Genomic DNA, 23023 nt, shown 5'->3' with positions numbered 1-23023 from the left:
TGGATAAGTAGGAGCCTTTTTAGATTATGGGAGTAAAGTCACTTTCGTTACGACAATAGGTGTTGCTGGAACGTCACGATAGCGGCCGACCGTTTTGGTGCGCTTTTTCGCCATTTGCTGTACTACGTCGAAACCCTTGGTTACTTTACCGAACACTGCGTAACCCGGCGGGCGCTGGTCGTAATCAAGAAAATTGTTATCAACATAGTTGATAAAGAATTGGCGCGTTGCAGAATTAGGGTTGTTAGTCCTCGCCATGGCAACGGTGGCTGTTTTATTCTTGAGGCCATTAGACGCTTCATTTTTAATAGGCGCGTAAGTTGGTTTTTGCTTCATGTCTTGATCAAAACCACCACCTTGTGCCATAAAGCCCGGAATCACTCGGTGAAATTGGGTGCCTACATAGCTGCCGTCTTTGACATACTTAAGGAAGTTTTCCACTGTAACAGGGGCTTTTTCCTGATTGAGCTCAATCGTAAAAGCACCTAATGTGGTTTCAAATTCAACTTTAGGACCTGCAAACACCAGATTGCTGACTAACGCCAGTGAGGCAATAGCAACTTTCCACATTAGAAGCGCTCCTGCATGTAATTCTTCAACTCACGGTCGCTGGCGACTTCTTTCAGAACCAGGTTAATTACATCGTTAAGTACGATTTCGATTTCTTCGTTTGAAGCACTTAAAGCGCCTGTACGTTTAGCCGTGCCCGTGTAAGTCTTAACTAGCTTACCCTGAGGCGTCTCTGCTGTGACTTCAAGGACGACTTTTCCATCCATCTCGTTTTCCATCACTGAGTGTTTGACGGAAACCAATGCTTCTTGCACTTCTATCTTTACTGAGTTTTCACTGTTAACAGTGCTGCGGAAACCTTGAGATTGGAACTGTTCCAGTAACGCGTTTTCGATCGCGATACGCACATTTTGCTTAGAGTGAATTGGCTCAATGTTTGAGCGGCCACTATCTATTAGGGCTACATATTGAGCTGAACGTACGTCTTTACTTGTCAGAGTGAAACTTGCGTCTTTTACGATGTCGCTATTGCTCAGAACTGGCTGAGGCATAAAGTTGATCTGTTCTTGTTGCGGTGCGGCACACGCAGTAAGTAAGGCCATTGACGCGGCTAGAACCAATTTTCTCATTGTAATTTCCTTTAATCGTAACTCTATACGTATAAGAGACATGATAGTGAACTATTTAGTTGCTTGTAAAATAACAAATTTCTTATTTGAAGCGACAAGTTTTACGTTCGATTTTCCAAATAGCTTAGATAACTTCACATCGTAGCCGAGGTGACGGTTACCGATAACTAATAATTGTCCACCGTTGCTGAGAACATGCTTTGCATCACAGAACATCTGCCATGCGATATGATCGGTAATGGCTTGTTGCTGATGGAAGGGGGGATTACAGACGACAACATCAGCGCTGGCGTCTTCAAATCCGTCCAAGCAGTTGTTGGTAAGGCACTCAATTTTTCTGTCTTCGCCAAGTGTGCGGGTTAAGTTTCTCTTGGCCGATTCGACAGCCATAAAACTTTCATCGACGCAAGTGAGTTGTATATTTGGATTCAACATTCCCATCTTTACGGACAACACACCGTTGCCACATCCAAGGTCTACCACCTTCTCATCGCTGAGATTTTTAGGCAAGTGCTCAAGCATAAATCGCGCACCCTGATCCAGCTTTTCACCTGAATAGACATTGGGTAGGTTGTCGAGCATAAAGCCGTGCTCGTCGATACTCCAGCGAGTGATGGGATCGACGGTAACACTCATCGTGCTATTGGCCTGAGAGAAAACTAGGCGGTGTTTTTTCCATGCTAGAGATGTTGTTGTCGTACCTAGGTACTTTTCAAACAGATTTAATGTAGAAGTATGAATCTCTTTAGCTTTGTTTACCGCGATCACTGGTACCGAAGCATCGAGCCTTTGTCTTAGCTGACTCAACTGCCATATTAAGTGGCGGTTGTTTCGTGGGATTTGTATCAAAACGAAATCCACACCTTGAGGAATCTCTTCCATGGTGTGAAGCAAGGTGATATCACGGCAGTGGTTACGCTTGAGGTTGGAGAGTGTTCCTTGATGAGCAATGTAGGAATCGCTCATCATGGTGATCTGATGTTTCTCCGACAACCAACAGCTCAGCGCGCCAAAACTGTCATTCAGAATCAAAATGTGTTTGCCAGCGAGGCCAAGTTCTTCTATATGATTGATAAGGTATTCATCGCCAGCATCCCAGGCCTGAAGAGTTTCATTGTTGCGTTGAGGGAATCGATGCAAAGTTAAGGTGCGCTCATGGAGCACAAGTTCAGTTTTCATATTTGGAACGCTTGGGCAAATTCATGACGTAAATTGTCGCAGAAGGTAGGGCGTGTGAAAACTAAAACCTTTTGCTTTGCGTACAAGACGATTATTATCTGTTCTTTCATGCTGTTCATATTTAGATGGTGACACACAATGCTACAAGAAGTGATTGAAACTAAACTCCAAGAGCACTTCGAACCTGAATTTCTTAACGTGCTAAACGAAAGTTACATGCACAATGTTCCAGCGGGTTCGGAAAGTCATTTTAAAGTGGTGGTGGTCAGTGACAAATTTGAAGGTCAACGTCTGATTGGGCGCCATCGCCAGGTTAATCAAGTGCTGGCTGATGAACTCGCTAACCATATTCATGCTTTGTCGATGCACACATACACGCTATCGGAGTGGAAAGAGCAGAACGAGTTGGCTCCAGATAGCCCAATGTGTTTAGGCGGCTCTAAATAGTTGAAAGAAAAGAGGTGGCGTTTGCTGCCTTTTTTATAGGCTGTGATTTAAGTAAGCGTTAACAATGTAGAAACAAATAAACAGCTGAATTAGTTTTAACCAGAAATGTTTCACAATGTGAATAATTAAAAACAGCAAAGCCCGTGTGGTTATTGGCGATTGTGCGATGGTTCAAACTTATGACCAATACTTAGCCTTTTAAACTCAAATCCTTCGAAATATCTATCTGATTCCCTTCATTGGTCATGGCATAGACTTCTAAAAAGATGATAGACTATCGCACCTGATAAATCTCGACTAAATTTGTAGCGAGGTTTTTAATAGGATGTTGCGATTTTGGTGTTTTAAACTGCGCCAAAACCGGACACTAGTGTCGTGTCTAAAAGTTACGCAATCAAAGAATCTTTTTCCCGATAAAAGTAGTGCAAGTGCGTATGATTACAATAAAGAAGGGTCTGGACCTTCCTATCGCAGGAACTCCTACCCAGGTGATTAATGATGGTAAGACCATCAAGAAAGTCGCCTTGCTTGGCGAAGAGTACGTTGGCATGCGTCCTACTATGCATGTTCGCGTAGGCGATGAAGTAAAGAAAGCCCAAGTTCTTTTTGAAGACAAAAAGAACCCGGGTGTGAAATTTACTTCACCAGCAAGCGGTAAAGTGATCGAGGTTAACCGTGGCGCTAAACGTGTCCTTCAATCTGTAGTGATTGAAGTGGCAGGTGAGGAGCAGGTAACGTTCGATAAGTTTGAAGCCGGCCAACTAGCAGGTCTTGACCGTACCGCGGTTAAAACTCAGCTTGTTGATGCAGGTCTTTGGACAGCTTTACGTACTCGTCCGTTTAGCAAGGTTCCAGCAATTGAGTCTTCTACACAGGCTATTTTTGTAACTGCAATGGATACTAATCCGTTGGCAGCTCAGCCTGAGTTGGTCATCAATGAACAGCAAGATGCGTTCGTTGCTGGTTTGGATGTGCTTTCAACTCTGACAGACGGTAAGGTTTACGTGTGTAAATCTGGTACCAGTCTACCTCGTTCTTCTCAGTCAAATGTTGAAGAGCATGTTTTTGATGGCCCTCACCCAGCAGGTCTAGCTGGCACCCACATGCATTTCCTATACCCAGTAAATGCAGAAAACGTGGCGTGGAGCATCAACTACCAAGACGTTATTGCGTTCGGTAAGTTGTTCCTAACTGGTGAACTTTACACGGATCGCGTTGTATCTCTGGCTGGCCCAGTAGTGAACAACCCTCGTCTAGTTCGTACAACTCTAGGTGCAAACCTAGAAGATTTGACTGACAGCGAGTTAATGCCAGGTGAAGTTCGTGTGATTTCTGGTTCAGTACTGACAGGTACTCATGCAACTGGTCCTCACGCTTACCTAGGTCGTTACCACGTACAGGTTTCTGTATTACGTGAAGGTCGTGACAAAGAACTGTTTGGCTGGGCTATGCCTGGTAAGAACAAGTTCTCGGTAACCCGTGCTTTCCTTGGTCATATCTTCAAAGGTCAGTTGTTCAACATGACAACAACCACGAATGGTAGTGATCGTTCAATGGTGCCAATTGGCAACTATGAACGTGTATTGCCATTGGATATGGAACCAACTTTGCTACTTCGTGATCTATGTGCAGGCGACGTTGACAGTGCTCAAGCACTGGGTGCGCTAGAACTGGATGAAGAAGACCTAGCATTGTGTACCTTTGTATGTCCGGGCAAATACGAGTACGGTGCGTTACTTCGTGAATGCCTAGATAAGATCGAGAAGGAAGGGTAATTTTCATGGCTCTTAAAAAGTTTCTTGAAGACATCGAGCATCATTTTGAGCCTGGCGGTAAACATGAAAAATGGTTTGCCCTGTACGAAGCTGTAGCAACAGTTTTCTACACGCCAGGTCTTATCACAAAGAAAAGCTCGCACGTTCGTGATAGCGTTGACTTAAAACGTATCATGATCATGGTTTGGTTCGCGGTATTCCCAGCAATGTTCTGGGGTATGTACAACGCAGGTGGCCAAGCTATTGCAGCACTTAACCACATGTATGCTGGCGAGCAGCTAGCAGCAGTTATCGCAGGTAACTGGCATTACTGGCTAACCGAAATGCTTGGCGGCACTATTGCAGCTGATGCAGGGGTTGGCACTAAGATGCTACTGGGTGCGACCTACTTCCTACCGATTTACGCCACAGTGTTTATTGTTGGTGGTTTCTGGGAAGTGTTGTTCTGTATGGTGCGTAAGCACGAAGTTAACGAAGGCTTCTTTGTTACTTCTATCTTGTTCGCGCTAATCGTTCCGCCAACGCTGCCTCTATGGCAAGCGGCTCTAGGTATCACATTCGGTGTTGTGGTAGCGAAAGAGATCTTTGGTGGTACAGGTCGTAACTTCCTAAACCCTGCACTGGCTGGTCGTGCTTTCCTATTCTTCGCTTACCCAGCTCAAATCTCGGGTGACGTAGTCTGGACTGCTGCTGACGGTTTCTCAGGTGCTACTGCGCTTAGCCAATGGGCTCAAGGTGGTAACGGTGCTCTTGTTAACACAGTAACAGGTGCTCCTATCACTTGGATGGACGCGTTTATCGGTAACATCCCTGGTTCAATCGGTGAAGTATCGACTCTTGCCCTGATGATTGGTGCAGCGATGATCGTTTATATGCGAATCGCTTCGTGGCGAATCATTGCTGGTGTGATGATCGGTATGATTGCAACCGCAACGCTGTTCAACGTTATCGGTTCTGATACCAACCCAATGTTCAACATGCCATGGCATTGGCACCTAGTTCTAGGTGGTTTTGCATTCGGTATGTTCTTTATGGCGACAGACCCTGTATCCGCTTCATTTACCAATGGTGGTAAATGGTGGTACGGCGCGCTAATTGGCGTGATGTGTGTACTTATTCGTGTGGTTAACCCAGCTTACCCAGAGGGTATGATGCTGGCGATTCTATTCGCGAACCTGTTTGCACCTCTGTTCGACCATGTAGTTATCGAGAAGAACATCAAGCGGAGACAAGCACGCTATGGCAAGTAATAACGACAGCATTAAAAAGACGCTGGGTGTTGTTATCGGGTTGAGCCTTGTTTGTTCAATCATCGTATCAACAGCCGCTGTTGGTCTGCGCGATCAGCAAAAAGCTAACGCTGTACTAGACAAGCAAACTAAGATTATCGAAGTTGCTGGAATTGAAACAGCGGGCAAGAAAGTACCTGAGCTATTCGCTGAGTACATTGAACCTCGCCTGGTTGACTTCAACACTGGTGACTTTGTTGAAGAAGCTGCAGATGGTTCTACCGCTGCAAACTATGATCAGCGCAAAGCAGCAAAAGACCCTTCAGAGTCAGTTAAACTAACTGGCGAAGAAGACAAGGCGAAAATCATCCGTCGTGCTAACACAGGTGTTGTATACCTAGTGAAAGACGGTAATGACGTGTCTAAAGTTATCCTGCCAGTTCATGGTAACGGTCTATGGTCTATGATGTACGCATTTGTTGCTGTTGAAACTGACGGTAACACAGTGTCTGGTATCACTTACTACGAGCAGGGTGAAACCCCTGGACTTGGTGGTGAAGTTGAGAACCCATCATGGCGTGCTCAGTGGGTCGGTAAAAAATTGTTTGACGACAACCACAAGCCAGCAATCAAGATTGTTAAAGGTGGCGCTCCAGAAGGTTCAGAGCATGGTATCGACGGCCTTTCAGGTGCAACACTAACTGGTAACGGTGTTCAAGGTACATTCGACTTCTGGTTAGGCGATATGGGCTTTGGCCCGTTCCTAGCAAAAGTTCGTGACGGAGGTCTGAACTAATGTCTAGCGCACAAAGCATTAAAAAGAGCATTATGGCGCCGGTGTTGGATAACAACCCAATCGCGCTGCAGGTTCTTGGTGTATGTTCTGCTCTTGCAGTAACAACTAAACTAGAGACAGCATTTGTAATGACACTAGCGGTAACGTTTGTTACTGCGTTGTCAAACTTCTCTGTATCTCTAATCCGTAACCACATTCCTAACAGCGTTCGTATCATCGTTCAGATGGCGATCATCGCTTCTTTAGTAATCGTGGTAGACCAAGTGCTAAAAGCATACCTATACGATATCTCTAAACAGCTATCGGTATTCGTAGGTTTGATCATTACGAACTGTATCGTAATGGGTCGTGCTGAAGCATTCGCTATGAAATCTGCACCTGTGCCGTCACTTATTGATGGTATTGGTAACGGTCTTGGTTACGGCTTCGTTCTTATCACTGTAGGCTTCTTCCGTGAGTTGTTTGGCTCTGGCAAACTATTTGGCATGGAAGTTCTACCTCTAGTGAGCAATGGTGGTTGGTACCAGCCAAACGGTCTGATGCTTCTAGCACCATCTGCATTCTTCCTAATCGGCTTCCTTATCTGGGCAATCCGTATTCTGAAACCAGAACAAGTAGAAGCGAAGGAGTAAGGACGTCATGGAACATTACATTAGTCTATTAGTTAAATCGATTTTCATCGAAAACATGGCTCTGTCTTTCTTCTTAGGTATGTGTACATTCCTTGCTGTATCTAAGAAAGTAAAGACGTCTTTCGGTCTTGGTGTTGCTGTTGTTGTGGTACTGACTATCGCAGTTCCGGTTAACAACCTAGTTTACAACCTTGTACTGAAAGAAAACGCTTTGGTGGAAGGTGTGGATCTTAGCTTCCTAAACTTCATCACCTTTATCGGTGTAATTGCAGCACTTGTACAGATTCTAGAGATGGTTCTTGACCGTTTCTTCCCACCTCTGTACAACGCGCTAGGCATCTTCCTACCGCTGATCACAGTAAACTGTGCGATCTTCGGTGGCGTATCTTTCATGGTACAACGTGACTACAACTTTGCTGAATCTGTTGTTTACGGCTTCGGTTCAGGTGTGGGTTGGATGCTAGCTATCGTTGCTCTTGCAGGTATCCGTGAGAAGATGAAGTACTCTGACGTGCCCCCTGGTCTGCGTGGTCTTGGTATCACTTTTATCAGTGTAGGTCTTATGGCGTTAGGCTTTATGTCTTTCTCTGGTGTTCAACTGTAAGTCGGGTAAACCGCAACAATTAAGGAATAGTCAATGGACATTATTCTTGGTGTAGTGATGTTTACTCTGATCGTACTTGCGCTAGTACTAGTGATTCTTTTCGCTAAGTCTAAGCTTGTACCAACAGGTGACATTACAATTTCTGTAAACGATGACCCTTCACTGGCGATCGTTACACAGCCAGGCAGTAAGCTTCTGGGTGCTCTAGCTGGTGCTGGTGTATTCGTATCTTCTGCTTGTGGTGGCGGTGGCTCATGTGGTCAGTGTCGCGTAAAAGTTAAATCAGGTGGTGGCGATATCCTACCTACCGAGCTTGACCATATTACTAAAGGTGAAGCACGTGAAGGTGAGCGTCTAGCGTGTCAGGTTGCAATGAAAACTGACATGGACATCGAACTCCCTGAAGAAATCTTCGGTGTTAAGAAGTGGGAATGTTCTGTTATCTCTAACGATAACAAAGCAACATTCATCAAAGAACTTAAGCTACAAATTCCGGATGGCGAATCAGTACCTTTCCGTGCTGGTGGTTACATCCAGATTGAAGCGCCAGTTCACCACGTGAAATACGCTGACTACGATATCCCTGAGGAATACCGTGAAGACTGGGACAAGTTCAACCTGTTCCGTTACGAGTCTAAGGTAAACGAAGAGACTATCCGTGCTTACTCAATGGCGAACTATCCGGAAGAAGAAGGCATCATCATGCTGAACGTCCGTATCGCTACACCGCCGCCAAACAACCCAGACGTACCACCAGGCATCATGTCTTCGTACATCTGGTCTCTGAAAGAAGGCGATAAGTGTACGATTTCTGGTCCATTTGGTGAGTTCTTCGCGAAAGACACTGACAACGAAATGGTATTCGTTGGTGGTGGTGCAGGTATGGCGCCGATGCGTTCACATATCTTTGATCAGCTTAAGCGTCTGAAGTCTTCACGTAAGATGTCATTCTGGTACGGTGCTCGTTCTAAGCGCGAAATGTTCTACGTAGAAGATTTCGACGGCCTACAAGCAGAAAACGACAACTTCGTATGGCACTGTGCTCTATCTGATCCAATGCCTGAAGATAACTGGGATGGCTACACTGGCTTCATCCACAACGTACTGTACGAAAACTACCTGAAGGACCACGAAGCGCCTGAAGATTGTGAGTACTACATGTGTGGTCCACCAATGATGAACGCAGCTGTTATCGGCATGCTAAAAGATCTTGGTGTTGAGGATGAAAACATCCTACTCGATGACTTTGGTGGTTAATTCCTATAAGTGATTGAAATATATGGCTGACTCGTAAGAGTCAGCCATTGTTTTTTCCTGCTATTAATTTTTAAATGGCCATAGTCGATGTGCTCTTTAACAGAGTCATGTGCTATTTCCGTTTCTCTTATAAGGAGTCTAACAAGTGAAAAAGTGGCTTGTTGCATTTGCTTCTCTATTGGTTCTTGCCGGCTGTGAAAAGCCCGTAGAACAGATTCACCTAAGTGGCCCGACAATGGGTACCACTTACAATATCAAATACATAGAGTCTGAGGGCATCCCATCGCCAGAGGCCCTACAAAAAGAAGTTGACCGCTTGCTGGAAGAAGTGAATGACCAGATGTCGACTTACCGCAAAGATTCGGAATTGAGTCGTTTCAATCAAAACCAGACATCAACGCCATTCGAAGTGTCACCACAAACTGCCACGGTTGTGAAAGAAGCCATTCGTTTGAACGGTCTTACTTTAGGTGCCTTAGATGTTACTGTCGGCCCATTAGTTAATTTATGGGGCTTTGGACCTGAAGCACGTCCTGAAGTGGTGCCAACGGATGAAGAGCTGGCAGCACGTAAGGCCAATACAGGCATTCAACATTTGACGGTAAAAGGTAATCTGCTGACTAAGGACATCCCAAATCTGTATGTTGATCTTTCAACAATTGCAAAAGGTTGGGGGGTCGACGTTGTTGCGGACTATATTCAATCACAAGGCATTCAAAATTACATGGTAGAAGTCGGTGGTGAGATGCGCCTTAAGGGCATCAATCGTGAAGGCGTTAAATGGCGTATCGCGATTGAAAAACCGTCTGCTGACGAACGTGCTGTGCAGGAGATTATCGAGCCGGGCGATATGGCCGTTGCCACTTCTGGTGATTATCGTATCTATTTTGAGCGTGATGGTGTACGTTACTCGCACATCATTAATCCTCAGACCGGAAAGCCAATCCGTCATAAAGTCGTGTCTGTGACGGTACTAGACAAGTCATCGATGACTGCTGATGGTCTAGCAACAGGGTTGATGGTGCTTGGCGAAGAGCAGGGAATGAAGATAGCCAACGAGAATAATATCCCTGTGTTTATGATCGTTAAGACCGAAGATGGATTTAAAGAAATGGCATCGGAAGCGTATAAGCCATTTATGAATAAATAATACCAAGTGAGCATGTCATTATGAGTACATTTCTGATTACTTTCGGCATTTTTATTGCCGTTATCGCAGCCATGTCTGTCGGCTACATTTTCCAGAAGAAAGTGGTGAAAGGCAGTTGTGGTGGTCTTGGTGCTGTGGGCGTTGACAAGGTGTGTAATTGCCCTGAACCGTGTGATGCTCGTAAAAAGCGAGAAGCTCGCGAAGCTTTAAGAGCAGAAAAGCTTGCTGCTCGTGAAGAAAAACTGGCAGCGTGGGAAAAAGACCGTATTGCTTAATCGAACACAAAGCCCGGAGTTCAATCCGGGCTTTGTTTATTCTGTCGCGATAATTTGATTGCGGCCGTGTTCTTTGGCGACATAAAGACAATCGTCTGCCAATTTAATTTGCTGTTCCAAGGTGCCTTCTAAACTGCATACACCGATACTGATCGTTAGCGTGATGTCTTGACCATTATGTTTAATTATTGAATTCTCTATTCTCTGGCGCATTTTCTCTAGGCGAGTGATAAATTCATCCAGTGTTGAGTAAGACTGCACGCAAAACTCCTCCCCTCCAAAGCGCACAACCACATCTTCTGGAAAGTAGATTTTCAATATATTGGCGATGGTTTTTAGTGCAGCGTCTCCGCCATCATGGCCGAAAGTATCATTGACGGATTTAAAGTGGTCGATATCCAGCATAGCGATGTATCTGGCACTGCCTTCGGTACAAGATTGATTGAAGAGAAAACGACGGTTCCAAAGACCAGTCAGGGTATCCTGATTAGCAAGTTTGTACAGCTCGTCGGTGGCTTCTTTCATATCAAGGAGTTGATTGACTCGGCAAAAAAACTCTTCTTGGTTAAACGGTTTGTGCAAAAAGTCATTGGCGCCAGCTTTAAGAAACCTAGCGGTTAGCGTTCTGTCGCCACTGCCCGATAGCCCTAATATAGCGAGGCTATTCTTATCGTACATTTGCCTAATCTCTCGAGTCATTACAATACCGTCTTTGCTGGGCATATCATGGTCGGTAATGATGAAGGTTATATCTGGAGTTTCCGCGAGTTTATGTAGTGCGTCCGAGCCGTTTTGCGCTTGAGTCGTTCGAATGTACTGATGTTCAAGCAATTGAGTAACATGCTTTCGAACAGTTGGAGAGTCATCAACTACCAGAGCATGATGATTAACATTGTTCATCAATCGAGTTGCCAACGGCAGTAAGTACGACACGGAAGCCATACTGTCTTTAAGTAGATAATCCATCACGCCTTTGGCAATAAAGCGTTCACGAATCTTATCGCTAAAGGTCGCAGTGAGTACGATAACCTTTTGTTTATTATCTAAAACAAGATCAATGACTTCGCCATCCTGTGCGTCAGGCAAGCAGTAATCCAGCACAGCAAAATGGAAGTTGTGATGCTCATCTAGTGCTTTTTGAGTCTCTGCATATGATTCGCACCCAACGACGTCACAGCCAATAGTCGTCAACTGCTGTGTCAAATAGTTGCGATAGGCTCGGCTGTCTTCGACCACCAACACTTTATGGTTCACCTGAGTCCTCCTTATCGCAACTTATAAATTAATAATAACTGCATATTTTGATACTTCTATTAGAAATGCGGAAAAAGTTTCGCTCTTCTTACGACTGTTGGCGAGTAGAGAGAGAAAAGTTATACTGTGTTTATGTACAGTTTTTGTGTGTGATTATGTCCGACGAAAAAGTAAGAAAGATCATTCATGTTGATATGGACTGCTTTTATGCGGCGGTGGAGATGCGTGATAACCCGAGCTATCGCGGAAGGCCATTGGCCGTTGGTGGGCATGAAAAACAACGTGGCGTTCTGAGTACTTGCAACTATGAGGCGAGAAAGTTTGGCATCCGAAGTGCGATGCCTACTGGGCAGGCGTTAAAATTGTGTCCTCACCTTCTGGTCGTCCCAGGGCGTATGCAAGTGTACAAACAAGCTTCTCAGCATATTCGTGAGATTTTCTCCCGCTACACGACATTGATTGAGCCTTTGTCCTTGGATGAAGCCTTTTTGGACGTGACAGATTCTGAGCGGTGCCAGGGCTCAGCAACGTTAATTGCAGAAGCCATCCGGCGAGATATTTTTAATGAACTTCAACTGACAGCGTCGGCTGGTGTTGCTCCGGTAAAGTTTCTAGCAAAAGTCGCTTCGGATATGAATAAGCCCAACGGACAGTACGTGATACCACCGGAAAAAGTCCAGCAGGTTGTCGACAAGCTGCCACTAGAAAAAATTCCCGGTGTGGGAAAGGTGAGCTTAGAAAAATTGCATCAGGCAGGCTTTTATCTCTGTGAGGATGTAAAAAACAGTGATTACCGTGAGCTGTTATTACGCTTTGGTCGATTAGGTGCCTCTCTGTGGAAAAAGAGCCATGGTATTGACCGGCGAGAGGTAGTGGTAGAACGTGAACGAAAATCGGTCGGTGTTGAGCGCACTTTCAGCGAAAATATCAGTACTTATGACGAGTGTTGGCAGGTGATTGAACATAAGCTCTTTCCTGAGCTGGAAACACGGCTGATAAAAGCCTCTCCTGAGAAAGCCATTATCAAGCAGGGCATCAAACTCAAGTTTGCGGACTTCCAGCTCACGACGATTGAACACATACACCCTGAACTCGAGCTGGATTACTTCAAAGATTTACTGCGTGACATTCTTAAGCGCCAGCAAGGGCGCGAGATAAGGCTATTGGGCTTAAACGTGATGCTTAAGCCTGAAGAGCAAACCAAACAGCTGAGCTTTTTCTGACGCCAGCTAAATCGACTCAATTTCGCTCAATACTTGCTGATATGGATGCTCACTGAGTTTGCCAAACCCAGCTAAGCTGCGCGCTTTGATTTTGGTAAACCAAGGGGTAGCTATGCCGCACAGGAACTTCGTTTTAAGATTGTTGGACAATGGTGAGGCGGATTTACCTTGAAGAGGAGCCAACCAGTCAGCAATCTGTTCGCGTTCTAATTGTGGGTTTAGTGCATCTGGCCAAGCACGTTGTTCTCCACGACATACGCTACAGTGGCCACACTGCTCAGGGGCTTGGCTGTCTGAAAAGTAGTTTGCTAACGCCTTACTCAAACAGTGTTTGGATTTGAACAACGCTAACAGGTTGTGAATACGCTCGACGTCACTGCGTTCTTTATTCTTAAACAGTTGCCATAGCTGCTCACTGAGGTCTTCGATGGACTGTTGAGGTGGACTGACCCGATACACTTCGGTCATTAACTTACTTTCCAGTTCAATCCATCCGTTTTGATGAAAATAATCCAGTGCGGCGACAGCACGCGAACGTCCACCCTGATAGCTTTGCCACAGAGCATCAAAATCAACCTGACACCAGAGCCTTGCTTGCGGCGAACAGTGAAACAGCGCTTCACTAAATTGGCGCCTCTCGCCATCGAAGTGTTCAATAATATCCTGTTTAGGACTGATGAACTTGAAGCGATAATCGGCGAAGTAACTGTATTGGGCGGTGATGACCTTAGCCATCTCCATGTACACGAGCAATGTTTTCAGTGGTAGCTGACGAATATTACTGTCAGAGGAAAGACGAGAGATCACCACCTCCCAGTTTTGCTCTGACGAAACGGCTTGCTGAATGACGTTATAGATTTCATCGTATTCAGGAGTGTCGCCGTAGACAAAGTTTTCCAACGTACACACACCATCCTCGTTGGCGAGCAAAATGCATTGTGAGGTTTGTCCATCTCGACCTGCTCGGCCAATTTCTTGTGCGTAGTTTTCAATTGATTTAGGTAAATCAAAATGAATCACTCGGCGGATATCCGATTTATCCACTCCCATACCAAAAGCGATGGTAGCGGCAATGCAATCTGTCTGACCAGACATAAAGTCCTGCTGAATTCGTTCTCGGGTTTCACTGTCTAGTCCCGCGTGATAAGCCGTTGCTTTAACGCCTTGTTCGGTAAGTAACTTGGCAATACGCTCGGCACTGTTCTGTTGAGTTACGTAAACAATGGTAGGTAACTTTGGATCTTGGCTGATGACCGATAACAAGGCGTTATCTTTTTCTGCTTGCGAACAGGGCATGACTGAAATGTCCAGATTAGGTCGATAAAACCCAGTGACCGTAATGTCACGCGGCGCTATGTTGAATTTCTTACTCATGTCGTCCAATACCGCTTGCGTTGCCGTTGCGGTCAAAAGGAGAACTTGAGGAATCGCGAGTTCTTGTTGAAACTGAGGAAGCTTTAGGTAGTCAGGGCGAAAATTGTGCCCCCATTCTGAGATACAGTGTGCTTCATCGACAACCAATTGCGAGATACTGAGCTGAGATAAAAAGTGACGAAAACGCTCGTTTTTCAGTCGTTCGACAGACACCATTAGGATCTTCACATCGCCATTACGCACTTGTGCTATGATCCGTTGGGCTTCTTCCTTGCTTTGGCTGGAGTTGAGAGAGGCTGCTGCGATACCTTTGCTGTGCAGGAATTCGATCTGATCTTTCATTAAGGCTAGTAGAGGAGAAATGACTAAGGTCAGGTGTGGTAAACATAAAGCAGATAGCTGATAACAAAGAGATTTCCCTGAACCCGTCGGGAAAATAGCCGCACAGGACTTGCCGTCCAAAACCTTATCTATTACTTGATATTGCCCGTCTCTGAGTTGCTCAAAGCCAAAAGCGTTGCGTAATGTAGCGTTGATTTTATCTTGGTTGCCTGATGTTTGCATTTACCTGTTACCAGTATGACGAGAGTGCCTGACGTAGTATTCTAGAGAGATTAGACGGGAAGGAACATGATTTTAGTATGAATAAATCGGAGTTACTGCAAACCATATTGACTGCGATGCAACACTCTCTTGAAGTGGCCAACAGTGCTACTCAACGTGCGATTGAGTCTGCCACTGATGAAGAAACTATCCCAGAGCACAAATATGATACTTTGGCGCTGGAGGCATCCTACCTTGCTCATGGACAGGCCATGCGTGTACAGGAATGCGAACGAGATCTGGATGTCATGGCTCATCTTCAACTACCACAGCAATCAGAGCGAATCACTCTTGGTAGTCTGGTTTCTTTAATTGATCTTGAGGATAACCGTCGATGGTTTTTTGTTGCGCCTTGCACGGGTGGTTTGAAAGTCCAGCATCAGCAACAAGAAGTCATGTTAGTCACGTTCGATTCACCACTTGGCTTTGCTATGAAGGGTAAGTCTATGGGGGATGAAGTAGAGTATCAGGTCGCGACAACCACCTTTAGCTATGAGGTAGATACAATAATTTGACGCAAGTGCGTTGAGTTTTTGTTAGGGTAGCGAAGAGTCAATACGGTGAGATTAAAATGAAACGAGTACTAATGACCATCCCGTTGCTGATGGCGAGTCAGGTATACGCAGCTCAATGTCAGGTCGATTTGAAAAATGATATCCGCATTAATGGTGAGACGTTAGAGATCCATCAAGTCAGTGGTGACAGTGCGATTGTGAATGCCGATAACACCTTGACTATTCATGGAGAGGTCATCCCTTTAGATGCGTCACAGCAGCAAGCGATCGCTGACTATCGCAGCAATTTAAATGATTACTTGCCACGAGCAAAGCAGATTGCTCAGGATGGTCTGGCTTTGGCGAACGACATTATTGATGATGTTGGCCAAAGTTTCGATGCACCGGAAGCTTTCGACAGTGTGAAAGCCTCCATGCAGCAGTTTTACGCCGACATCGAAGCTCGTTATTACCAAAATGGCGATTTGGTTTTACCAGCGGACAGCTTTGGCTCACTGCGCGAAACGTGGGCGGAAGATTTTGAAAGCGCGAAGAAGTTGTTCAATGAAGAGTTCATCACCAGTGCATTCAATGCGATGTCGGAAAAAATGAAAGCGGAAGGTGGTCTGAATCTGACAGAGATGGCGGATACTATGAGTGAGCTGAAAGAGCGAATTGCAAAAAGACTTGAAGAACACTCCGTTGACGTGGAGAAACAGAGTCAGGAATTTTGTGACTCACTTGACAATATGGCTGAGCAAGAACAGGAATTACATAAGAAAATTCCACAGCTAAAAGATTATCAGATTTTCACTATTTAACTCCCGATAAGAGAAGAGCGCCAAACGGCGCTCTTCTTTTTATTGGCTGTTATTCATCTGGGTTAGCTTGTCGCCGACAGGACCTGAGAAGATGAAGCCATCGTGCTCATCCCAGTTAATCGACCAGGTCATCACACCCGCATAGTTAGGATAGTTAAAGGCAGGAGTAACTGAGCCACAGCTGGTGCCTTTAGTCAGACAATCTAATGCATCAAGAATGTTCTGAGTCGGTGCTTGCCCTGAGTTCGCTGAGCTAGGACCTGATGGCAAGCCGATAGCGACTTGATCATCTCGAAGCGGCGCAAACTGAGTGCCATCGGCCAGCTCAAACCCTTCAATTAGCATCTTAGATTGGGCAACCATCATATCGACTGAACCTTCAGCAGCGCTGCCTTGCGTGTAAGGATTTGGCAGGCCGCCATTGTTGTAAAGCTGTACGTGGAGAAGGTCTAGTGTACTGCGTGTGTCATTAATGACCGGAATGTAAGCCCCCCAAATGCCACTGTAAGCGACGAACCCGCCTTGAACATAAGGGTGTTCTGGCGCCATAGTCAGGTACATATCCCCGCCCATGTTTTGCTCGATTTGCAGTAGTGCTCGGCCTAAGCGCGCCTGAATTTGCGAGCCATGAACCAGATTAGAACCACTCTCTAAGTCGACATCAAGACCATCGAAACCCCACTCCTTGATGATGTCAGTCAAGCTGGAGACAAAGTTGGTTTCATCCTGATCAGTATTGAGCGTAATCGTGCCTTCTGCACCACCAAGAGAAAGGACAAACTTTTTACCTTTAGCTTGTAGCGCTGCCATGTCTTGTTTGAACTGAGCTGGGTCAAGTGCAGCACAACTGCTATGGATATCACCAGAGTAAAGGTTAAAGTGGACGGTACCATCGCTGTTGCGATCATTCTCGGCAAATGCAATGTCGATAACATCCCAAGCGTCCGACATATCCGCCAATCGCATTGGGCACCCTGCACCGTTGACGAAGTTATGCCAATATCCGATCAGCTTGTGCGTTTTTTCTGTCTGCTCCACGACAGAAATCGTCGCAGCATCGGACGTCACTACGCTGTTGGCCGAGTCTGTGGCTTTAGCCGCAACGGTATAGCTACCTACCGCACCTGCAGTCCAGTTATAGCTGTATGGTGCAGTGGTATCTGTACCGACAATCGCTCCGTTCACTAAGAAATCGACCTGCGATACGCTGGCAGACAGCGATGTTGCATCAGCGGTAAACTGGACCGATTTACCTAACCCGACGGTTTGGCCCGGTGCTGGCGATGTCAGTGCAACCACTAAGTCTTGGTCACTGACTGTTACCGAAACCGTCGCTTCGCCCGTGTTGTTTTCATTGTCTGTTGCGACGGCTTTGAGGCTATTTAGGCCAACCTGAGTCGCTGTCCAACTCACCGCGTAAGGTGGCTGTGTCACCACACCTAGGCTGTTACTGCCTGCGAAGAATTCGACTTGGCTTACTGTCCCATCGGAGTCAGATGCGTCAGCAGCGAAACTGACCGTACTGCCAGCAAGCAATATTTGATTGTCACTAGGGCTAGTGATGGTTACCGCCGGTGGAGCGGCACAAGCGCCTAACCCCGTCCATGCTTCATCCCAATAGTCTCCTTGTCCTGGCTCATAGGCCCCAGCTGAGGCTGAAGAACACCAACCAGCAATGTCACAACGGTATTTTTGATTGTGGTTCTGTACCAACTGACCCGCACTGTAGCTGGTACCTGCGGTATAAGTCGGTAGCCCTGCGCAGCCACCTGCTGCGTTGCTGGCGACAACCAGCGATACTTCTTGTGTTGAGGTCGTCTGGTTGTCGTTGTCTGTGGCTTTGGCCTTGAAGGTATGAGTGCCACTGACTGAGGTCCACGTGGTTTCGTAAGGTGCAGATGTATCGCTAGCAATCAATTGTCCATCGACAAAAAATTCAACTTTATCAACGCTACCATCTGTGTCGGAGGCATTTGCGCTCAATGTGAGAAGGTCGCCTTCCGTCAATTGCTCGCTGCCTGAAGGGCTGGTTAAAGTGACAGAAGGAGGAATAGGTTCGCCAGCTAAGGTGACACTGATTGCAATCTGCGTTTCTGATGTTGCGTTTTCATTGTCAGTGGCAATAACGGAAATGGTGGTCGCACCTGCGACCGCGGTCCAATCTGTTTGATAGGGCGCTTGTGTGACCGTCGCAATGTTCTGACCATCAACTTGGAAGGCCACTTGAGCGATGCTGCCATCGCTATCACTGGCGGAAGCCTGTATCGTGGTGACTGTGCCTTCAGGGATCTCGGTATTATTGACAGGAGAAGATATGGATACCTCTGGAGCTGCGTTGCCACCGCCAGTGTCACATTGCCCAAGATCTTTCCATGCTTCCCAGTCACCGGAGTTGCTGACGGGGTCATTGCCCTGTGTCCAATGACTGGCTTGATAAGCATGGTTGGATGTCTGAACTAGATCTCCGGATGTGTAGACCGCAGTGCTATCCCAAACCACCAAGCCAGCACAATCATAGGCGTGCGCTTGGTAGCTTAGCCCTAGCGCCGCGATGATGGCGCCTCTGAGCAGATTTGAACCCATTTTTCTCTCCTTAATGGATTTAGTAAACCAACTCATAACCAATAGCGAAAATGCTGAGCTTTGCTCGCTAACTTAATGATTATTTGGGTTTTATTCGTCGGATATCACGGTGAAAATTAGTTCGAATCTTTCATTACATTGGTTGTTCGGCGCACTTCACGCTTCAATTTTTGCTTACTGGTTGGTTAAAAATTCTTTGTATGAATTAATTTACAGCTTAATTTCCTATTTATTTGCCTTGTTCTGGTTACTTAATAACCTCATAGCTGGAGTGAATAAGAGCTTTGTAATATTGTACTAGTCAACTAGTTTACGGGTGCGAGTTAAGCGGTATGGCGCAAGCAGACAATTTTCAAACACGTGAGCACTTTGGCTCTCGTTTAGGCTTTATTCTGGCGGCAGCTGGAGCTGCGGTTGGTTTAGGTAACATTTGGGGCTTCCCAACTCAAGCTGCCAGTAATGGTGGCGGGGCATTTTTGCTGGTTTATCTGGTGATGATTTTGGTGGTGGCGTTTCCAATGCTGGTGGTCGAAATGGCGATAGGTCGTCATGGTCAGGCTAACCCCGTGGATAGCATACGCTCTCTCACCGCTAATCCTCTGGCAAAAAAAGTCGGTGGGCTTGTAGGATGGATAGGTTTAAGTGTGCCCAGCGCTGTGTTGGCGTTTTACAGCATTGTAGGCGGCTGGCTGATCTGCTTTTTGCTTGGTGCTGTGGCTGATGTGATAGGTATGCAAGCCGCAAGTGCCTGGTTTAAGGGGTTCAGTGTTGAGCGTAACCTGTTTGGTACTGTTGTTTTCTACGTGCTGACGATTCTCATCGTGCAGGGCGGGGTGAAACAAGGCATCGAAAAATGGTCAACGCGCCTGATGCCTGCTTTGTTCGTTCTGTTTGGTTTGTTGTTCATCTATATCATGACTCAATCCGGTGCAATGGAAGGACTTAAGCATTATCTTGTCCCTGATTTTGACAAGGTGATGGATCGCAAATTGATTCTCGCTGCTATGGGACAGGGTTTCTTCTCTCTAACCATTGGTGGCTGTTCTATGCTGATCTACGGTTCTTACCTCAGCAAGAAAGAGAACTTACCGAAAATGGCGATGAACGTCACTCTGGTCGATACCGCGGTTGCGTTTATCGCAGGTTTGGTAGTTATGCCAGCGATGTTTGTAGCGATGCAGAAAGGCGTGCAGATCTATGCTGAGGATGGCTCTCTGCTCAGCTCAGATACCTTGGTTTTCACCGTATTGCCTTTGATGTTTGATAGCCTTGGTTTATTAGGCCAGCTATTTGCGATTGTGTTCTTCCTACTGCTGACGATTGCGGCACTGACTTCTTCCATCTCTATGCTGGAGTGTCCGGTCGCGCTGGTGGGGGAGCGCTTTAACACTAAACGCAGTACCACAAGCTGGGTGCTTGGTGGTTTAATTGCGCTGTTGAGTATCGTGATCGTGTTTAATTTTGGTGCTTTATTTGGCTTGGTTGCAACCGTCGCAACCCAGTACCTTCAACCTGCTGCAGCGTTACTCTTCTGTTTGTTTGGTGGTTGGGTGTGGAATCGTCACTCGAAAATCAAAGAACTTGAGCATGGCTACCCAGAATTTACGCAAGGCTGGTTTGGAAAGCTCTGGCCTGCTTACGTGAAATTTGTCTGCCCTGTATTGGTTGCCACGGTGATTTGGGCGTCTTTCGGTTAAGCAACTTAACAGGCGATATTTAAAGAGAAAACCGCTTACATCATAAAAGGTGTAAGCGGTTTTCTTGCTTAGATTGAAGATTGAATTTGACCTGTTGTTAGCGGTTCCAGATCGGAGTCGATCACCTCTTCAATAAACTCTTCTACAACCTGTTCCACTTGTTGGTCATCTTCGACAAAATAAGCCAAATGAAACACGGCATCCCCTTCATTGACTAAGGGAAGAGTTTGTTGGCCAATCACAATACCGCCCTTATGGGCTTTAAGCTCAATTTCACTGTGTCCCAGTGGGGCGCTTATGAAGGCTAACGTTTGGCCTTTCGTTACCTTTTCACCTAGTGTCACTACGGTACGCAGAATCCCATCGCTTTCCGCTCGTATCCAACTGGTGGACTTGGCGATCACAGGCTCTGGAAGCTTTTTACGGCTTGGTCGTAACATGCCAATGGCTTGCATTACACGTTTCACGCCAATAAAACCGGCATTGATGCAAATAGGCTCAAATCGCAGTGCTTCTCCTGCTTCGTAAGTCAGCACTGGGATCCCCAGACGCTCGGCCTCACTGCGCAGTGAGCCATCTCTTAAAGGAGCATCAACAATGACCGGTGTGGCAAAGGCCTGTGCAATTCGCAGCGTTTCAGGATTGCTTAGGTCTGCCCGAATCTGCGGTAAGTTAGTACGATGAATCGCACCAGTATGTAAGTCGAGAATATAGTCACAACGTTTTGCCACCTGATTGAAGAAAGCGCTCGCCATTCGAGAAGCCAGCGAACCTTTCTCACTGCCGGGAAAACAGCGGTTCAGGTCACGCCTATCGGGCAAATAACGTGATTTATGAATAAAGCCAAACACGTTAACGATAGGCACTGCGATGACAATGCCTTTCAGTTTTTGTGCATCAATGGTGTTGATTAGCTGACGAACGATCTCAACGCCATTGAGTTCATCACCATGGATGGCGGCATTAACCATCAGAGTTGGCCCTGCAAATTTCCCATTGATGACTTCGATTGGGATCGACAAAGGAGAGTGGGTATAGAGTTTTGCTGACTCTAGCTCTACCACCTTTCTTTGTCCCGGCGAGATTTGCTCGCCGAGAATGTCAAACATGCGATTGATCTTAGCCTTTGCCACGAGTTCTAGTCCTTTTGGTTGAGGCATTTTTCTCGATAAACTCGACGATCATGCCTGCAATGTCTTTGCCTGTTGCTGCCTCAATACCTTCTAAACCTGGTGAAGAATTGACTTCCATCACCAAAGGGCCCCGTTCCGATCTTAGTAGATCCACTCCAGCAACGTTGAGCCCCATGACTTTTGCCGCAGCAATCGCAGTACGACGCTCTTCTGGCGTTATTTTGATGAGTGATGCGCTGCCACCGCGGTGCAGATTAGAACGGAACTCACCTTCTGCGCCCTGACGCTTCATCGCCGCGATCACCTTATCGCCAATCACAAAGCACCGAATGTCAGCACCACCAGCTTCCTTAATGTATTCCTGAACCATGATATTGGCCTTGAGCCCCATGAAAGCCTCGACAACACTTTCTGCTGCTTTACGTGTTTCCGCTAATACCACGCCAATGCCTTGAGTGCCTTCAAGCAATTTGATCACGACTGGAGCTCCGCCGACCATGTCTAGTAAATCTTTGACATCATCGGGTTTGCTAGCAAATCCGGTAACCGGCATGCCTATGCCTTTGCGTGACAGTAATTGCATAGAGCGCAGTTTGTCCCGCGAGCGCGTAATAGCCACTGACTCGTTGACTGGGTAAACCCCCATCATTTCAAATTGGCGCAGTACAGCTGTGCCGTAAAAAGTCACGGATGCACCAATACGTGGAATAATGGCATCGAACCCCGATAACTCTTCGCCTTTAAAGTGAATCTCAGGTTTATCCGAGTTAATGTTCATGTAGCAGCGTAGCGCGTCGATCACTTTTACGTCGTGACCACGTTTCTGACACGCTTCGATCAAACGCTTGGTTGAGTACAGATTGGCGTTGCGAGACAGAATACCGATTTTCATTGTTGGTTTTCCTCGAAGGGGACTAAAAACGATTTAACAGGGTCGACAAGCATGCGATGGTGCATTGCAGTACGGCCTAACAACATGCGAAATGTCATGTTTTCACGATTGGTTAACGTCAACTCCGCTTTCCAACTTTGCTGACCGAGTTGGATTGTCGATTCAATTACATAACGTATTTCCTCATGGCCTCCAGAATCGCGTACAACACGTTGGTCGATGACTTTGGCTTCGCACACTACCTCTTGTGAGTTATCACGCTGCAAAGGATGAATCCAGAATCTTACCCATAGCTCAGCATCCTTATGGAAACTCTCGACTTTGAATGTGTGGAGACACGAAGTTCTGGCTCCGGTATCAATTTTTGCCTTGATCTTTTCTATACCTAACTCAGGAAGGCTCAGGGTTTCTCGCCAGCCCACTAGCAGTTTTTCGTTCATTGCATTTCATTTACATTGAGAAAGTA

22 protein-coding genes are annotated in these 23023 nt (G+C 46.2%); 13 read left to right on the top strand and 9 right to left on the bottom strand.

What is annotated here, in order from left to right; genetic code table 11:
* Positions 1–24: 24 nt before the first annotated feature.
* The 3 genes from QMA41_RS14160 to QMA41_RS14150 are packed head-to-tail and all read right to left on the bottom strand — an operon-like array spanning position 25 to position 2318.
* Positions 25–570, bottom strand: coding sequence for a peptidylprolyl isomerase (locus tag QMA41_RS14160; RefSeq protein WP_021457978.1), 546 nt, complete (start codon positions 568–570; stop codon positions 25–27).
* The gene (locus QMA41_RS14155; protein ID WP_006957954.1) at positions 570–1139 is read right to left on the bottom strand and encodes a YajG family lipoprotein; all 570 of its coding nucleotides are present in this window, start codon (positions 1137–1139) and stop codon (positions 570–572) included. The genes QMA41_RS14160 and QMA41_RS14155 overlap by 1 nt, the downstream gene beginning before the upstream one ends.
* A gap of 51 nt (positions 1140–1190) precedes the next feature.
* The gene (locus QMA41_RS14150) at positions 1191–2318 is read right to left on the bottom strand and encodes a methyltransferase (protein WP_281629994.1); all 1128 of its coding nucleotides are present in this window, start codon (positions 2316–2318) and stop codon (positions 1191–1193) included.
* A gap of 138 nt (positions 2319–2456) precedes the next feature.
* On the opposite strand from QMA41_RS14150, the gene bolA reads away from it, so the two are divergent.
* The 9 genes from bolA to nqrM all read left to right on the top strand — a co-directional run bounded on the left by bolA (position 2457) and on the right by nqrM (position 10483).
* A complete protein-coding gene (bolA, locus tag QMA41_RS14145; RefSeq protein ID WP_281629993.1) occupies positions 2457–2765 on the top strand; it encodes a transcriptional regulator BolA in 309 nt (102 codons plus the stop codon).
* 434 nt (positions 2766–3199) lie between these two features.
* Positions 3200–4540 carry a Na(+)-translocating NADH-quinone reductase subunit A gene (locus QMA41_RS14140; RefSeq protein WP_043009046.1) on the top strand — a complete coding sequence of 447 codons (1341 nt, stop codon included), beginning with the start codon at positions 3200–3202 and terminating at the stop codon, positions 4538–4540.
* Positions 4541–4545: 5 nt separating this feature from the next.
* A complete protein-coding gene (locus QMA41_RS14135) occupies positions 4546–5790 on the top strand; it encodes an NADH:ubiquinone reductase (Na(+)-transporting) subunit B (protein ID WP_006957947.1) in 1245 nt (414 codons plus the stop codon).
* Positions 5780–6565: a Na(+)-translocating NADH-quinone reductase subunit C gene (locus tag QMA41_RS14130; protein WP_006957946.1), complete on the top strand. Its 786-nt coding sequence runs from the start codon at positions 5780–5782 to the stop codon at positions 6563–6565. Before QMA41_RS14135 ends, QMA41_RS14130 begins: the two co-directional genes overlap by 11 nt.
* A complete protein-coding gene (locus tag QMA41_RS14125; protein WP_281629992.1) occupies positions 6565–7197 on the top strand; it encodes an NADH:ubiquinone reductase (Na(+)-transporting) subunit D in 633 nt (210 codons plus the stop codon). The genes QMA41_RS14130 and QMA41_RS14125 overlap by 1 nt, the downstream gene beginning before the upstream one ends.
* Before the next feature lie 7 nt (positions 7198–7204).
* Complete coding sequence (nqrE, locus tag QMA41_RS14120; RefSeq protein ID WP_006957944.1) at positions 7205–7801, top strand: NADH:ubiquinone reductase (Na(+)-transporting) subunit E; 597 nt, start codon at positions 7205–7207, stop codon at positions 7799–7801.
* Between the two features lie 33 nt (positions 7802–7834).
* Positions 7835–9058: an NADH:ubiquinone reductase (Na(+)-transporting) subunit F gene (gene nqrF / locus QMA41_RS14115; protein WP_006957943.1), complete on the top strand. Its 1224-nt coding sequence runs from the start codon at positions 7835–7837 to the stop codon at positions 9056–9058.
* A gap of 145 nt (positions 9059–9203) precedes the next feature.
* Positions 9204–10208: an FAD:protein FMN transferase gene (locus tag QMA41_RS14110; RefSeq protein WP_082314363.1), complete on the top strand. Its 1005-nt coding sequence runs from the start codon at positions 9204–9206 to the stop codon at positions 10206–10208.
* A 20-nt stretch (positions 10209–10228) separates the two neighbouring features.
* Entirely contained in the window at positions 10229–10483 is a 255-nt protein-coding gene (gene nqrM, locus QMA41_RS14105) for a (Na+)-NQR maturation NqrM (RefSeq protein ID WP_006957941.1), read from the top strand.
* 36 nt (positions 10484–10519) lie between these two features.
* On the opposite strand, the gene QMA41_RS14100 is transcribed toward nqrM, so the two are convergent.
* Positions 10520–11737: a diguanylate cyclase gene (locus tag QMA41_RS14100; protein WP_172845496.1), complete on the bottom strand. Its 1218-nt coding sequence runs from the start codon at positions 11735–11737 to the stop codon at positions 10520–10522.
* Between the two features lie 155 nt (positions 11738–11892).
* On the opposite strand from QMA41_RS14100, the gene dinB reads away from it, so the two are divergent.
* Positions 11893–12960, top strand: a complete 1068-nt coding sequence (gene dinB, locus QMA41_RS14095; RefSeq protein ID WP_281629991.1) for a DNA polymerase IV — start codon at positions 11893–11895, stop codon at positions 12958–12960.
* A gap of 6 nt (positions 12961–12966) precedes the next feature.
* Here dinB and QMA41_RS14090 read toward each other — a convergent pair whose 3' ends face one another.
* Positions 12967–14898 carry an ATP-dependent DNA helicase RecQ gene (locus QMA41_RS14090; RefSeq protein WP_281629990.1) on the bottom strand — a complete coding sequence of 644 codons (1932 nt, stop codon included), beginning with the start codon at positions 14896–14898 and terminating at the stop codon, positions 12967–12969.
* A gap of 77 nt (positions 14899–14975) precedes the next feature.
* Between QMA41_RS14090 and QMA41_RS14085 the strand changes: the two genes are divergently transcribed.
* Both QMA41_RS14085 and QMA41_RS14080 read left to right on the top strand, forming a co-directional pair.
* Positions 14976–15452 (top strand): GreA/GreB family elongation factor, encoded by a 477-nt coding sequence (locus QMA41_RS14085; protein WP_095560759.1) that lies wholly within the window; start codon positions 14976–14978, stop codon positions 15450–15452.
* Positions 15453–15508: 56 nt separating this feature from the next.
* The gene (locus QMA41_RS14080; protein ID WP_038163547.1) at positions 15509–16252 is read left to right on the top strand and encodes a YggN family protein; all 744 of its coding nucleotides are present in this window, start codon (positions 15509–15511) and stop codon (positions 16250–16252) included.
* 39 nt (positions 16253–16291) lie between these two features.
* Here the strand turns inward: QMA41_RS14080 and QMA41_RS14075 are convergent, their stop codons facing one another.
* Positions 16292–18835 (bottom strand): Ig-like domain-containing protein, encoded by a 2544-nt coding sequence (locus QMA41_RS14075; RefSeq protein ID WP_281629989.1) that lies wholly within the window; start codon positions 18833–18835, stop codon positions 16292–16294.
* A gap of 332 nt (positions 18836–19167) precedes the next feature.
* On the opposite strand from QMA41_RS14075, the gene QMA41_RS14070 reads away from it, so the two are divergent.
* A complete protein-coding gene (locus QMA41_RS14070; RefSeq protein WP_281629988.1) occupies positions 19168–20532 on the top strand; it encodes a sodium-dependent transporter in 1365 nt (454 codons plus the stop codon).
* A gap of 68 nt (positions 20533–20600) precedes the next feature.
* On the opposite strand, the gene QMA41_RS14065 is transcribed toward QMA41_RS14070, so the two are convergent.
* Genes QMA41_RS14065 through QMA41_RS14055 form a run of 3 tightly spaced genes read right to left on the bottom strand, consistent with a single transcriptional unit; the run spans position 20601 to position 22997 of the window.
* Complete coding sequence (locus tag QMA41_RS14065; RefSeq protein ID WP_281629987.1) at positions 20601–21692, bottom strand: succinylglutamate desuccinylase/aspartoacylase family protein; 1092 nt, start codon at positions 21690–21692, stop codon at positions 20601–20603.
* Positions 21652–22557, bottom strand: coding sequence for a 30S ribosomal protein S6--L-glutamate ligase (rimK, locus tag QMA41_RS14060; protein WP_006957932.1), 906 nt, complete (start codon positions 22555–22557; stop codon positions 21652–21654). Before rimK ends, QMA41_RS14065 begins: the two co-directional genes overlap by 41 nt.
* Positions 22554–22997: an ATP-dependent zinc protease gene (locus tag QMA41_RS14055; RefSeq protein WP_281629986.1), complete on the bottom strand. Its 444-nt coding sequence runs from the start codon at positions 22995–22997 to the stop codon at positions 22554–22556. The genes rimK and QMA41_RS14055 overlap by 4 nt, the downstream gene beginning before the upstream one ends.
* Positions 22998–23023: the final 26 nt, after the last annotated feature.

This window comes from Vibrio sp. St2 (genome assembly GCF_947311885.1).
Taxonomy (GTDB): domain Bacteria; phylum Pseudomonadota; class Gammaproteobacteria; order Enterobacterales; family Vibrionaceae; genus Vibrio; species Vibrio coralliilyticus.
Note: the sequence above shows the minus strand (reverse complement) of the source record. Positions and strands in the feature narration are given on the sequence as shown.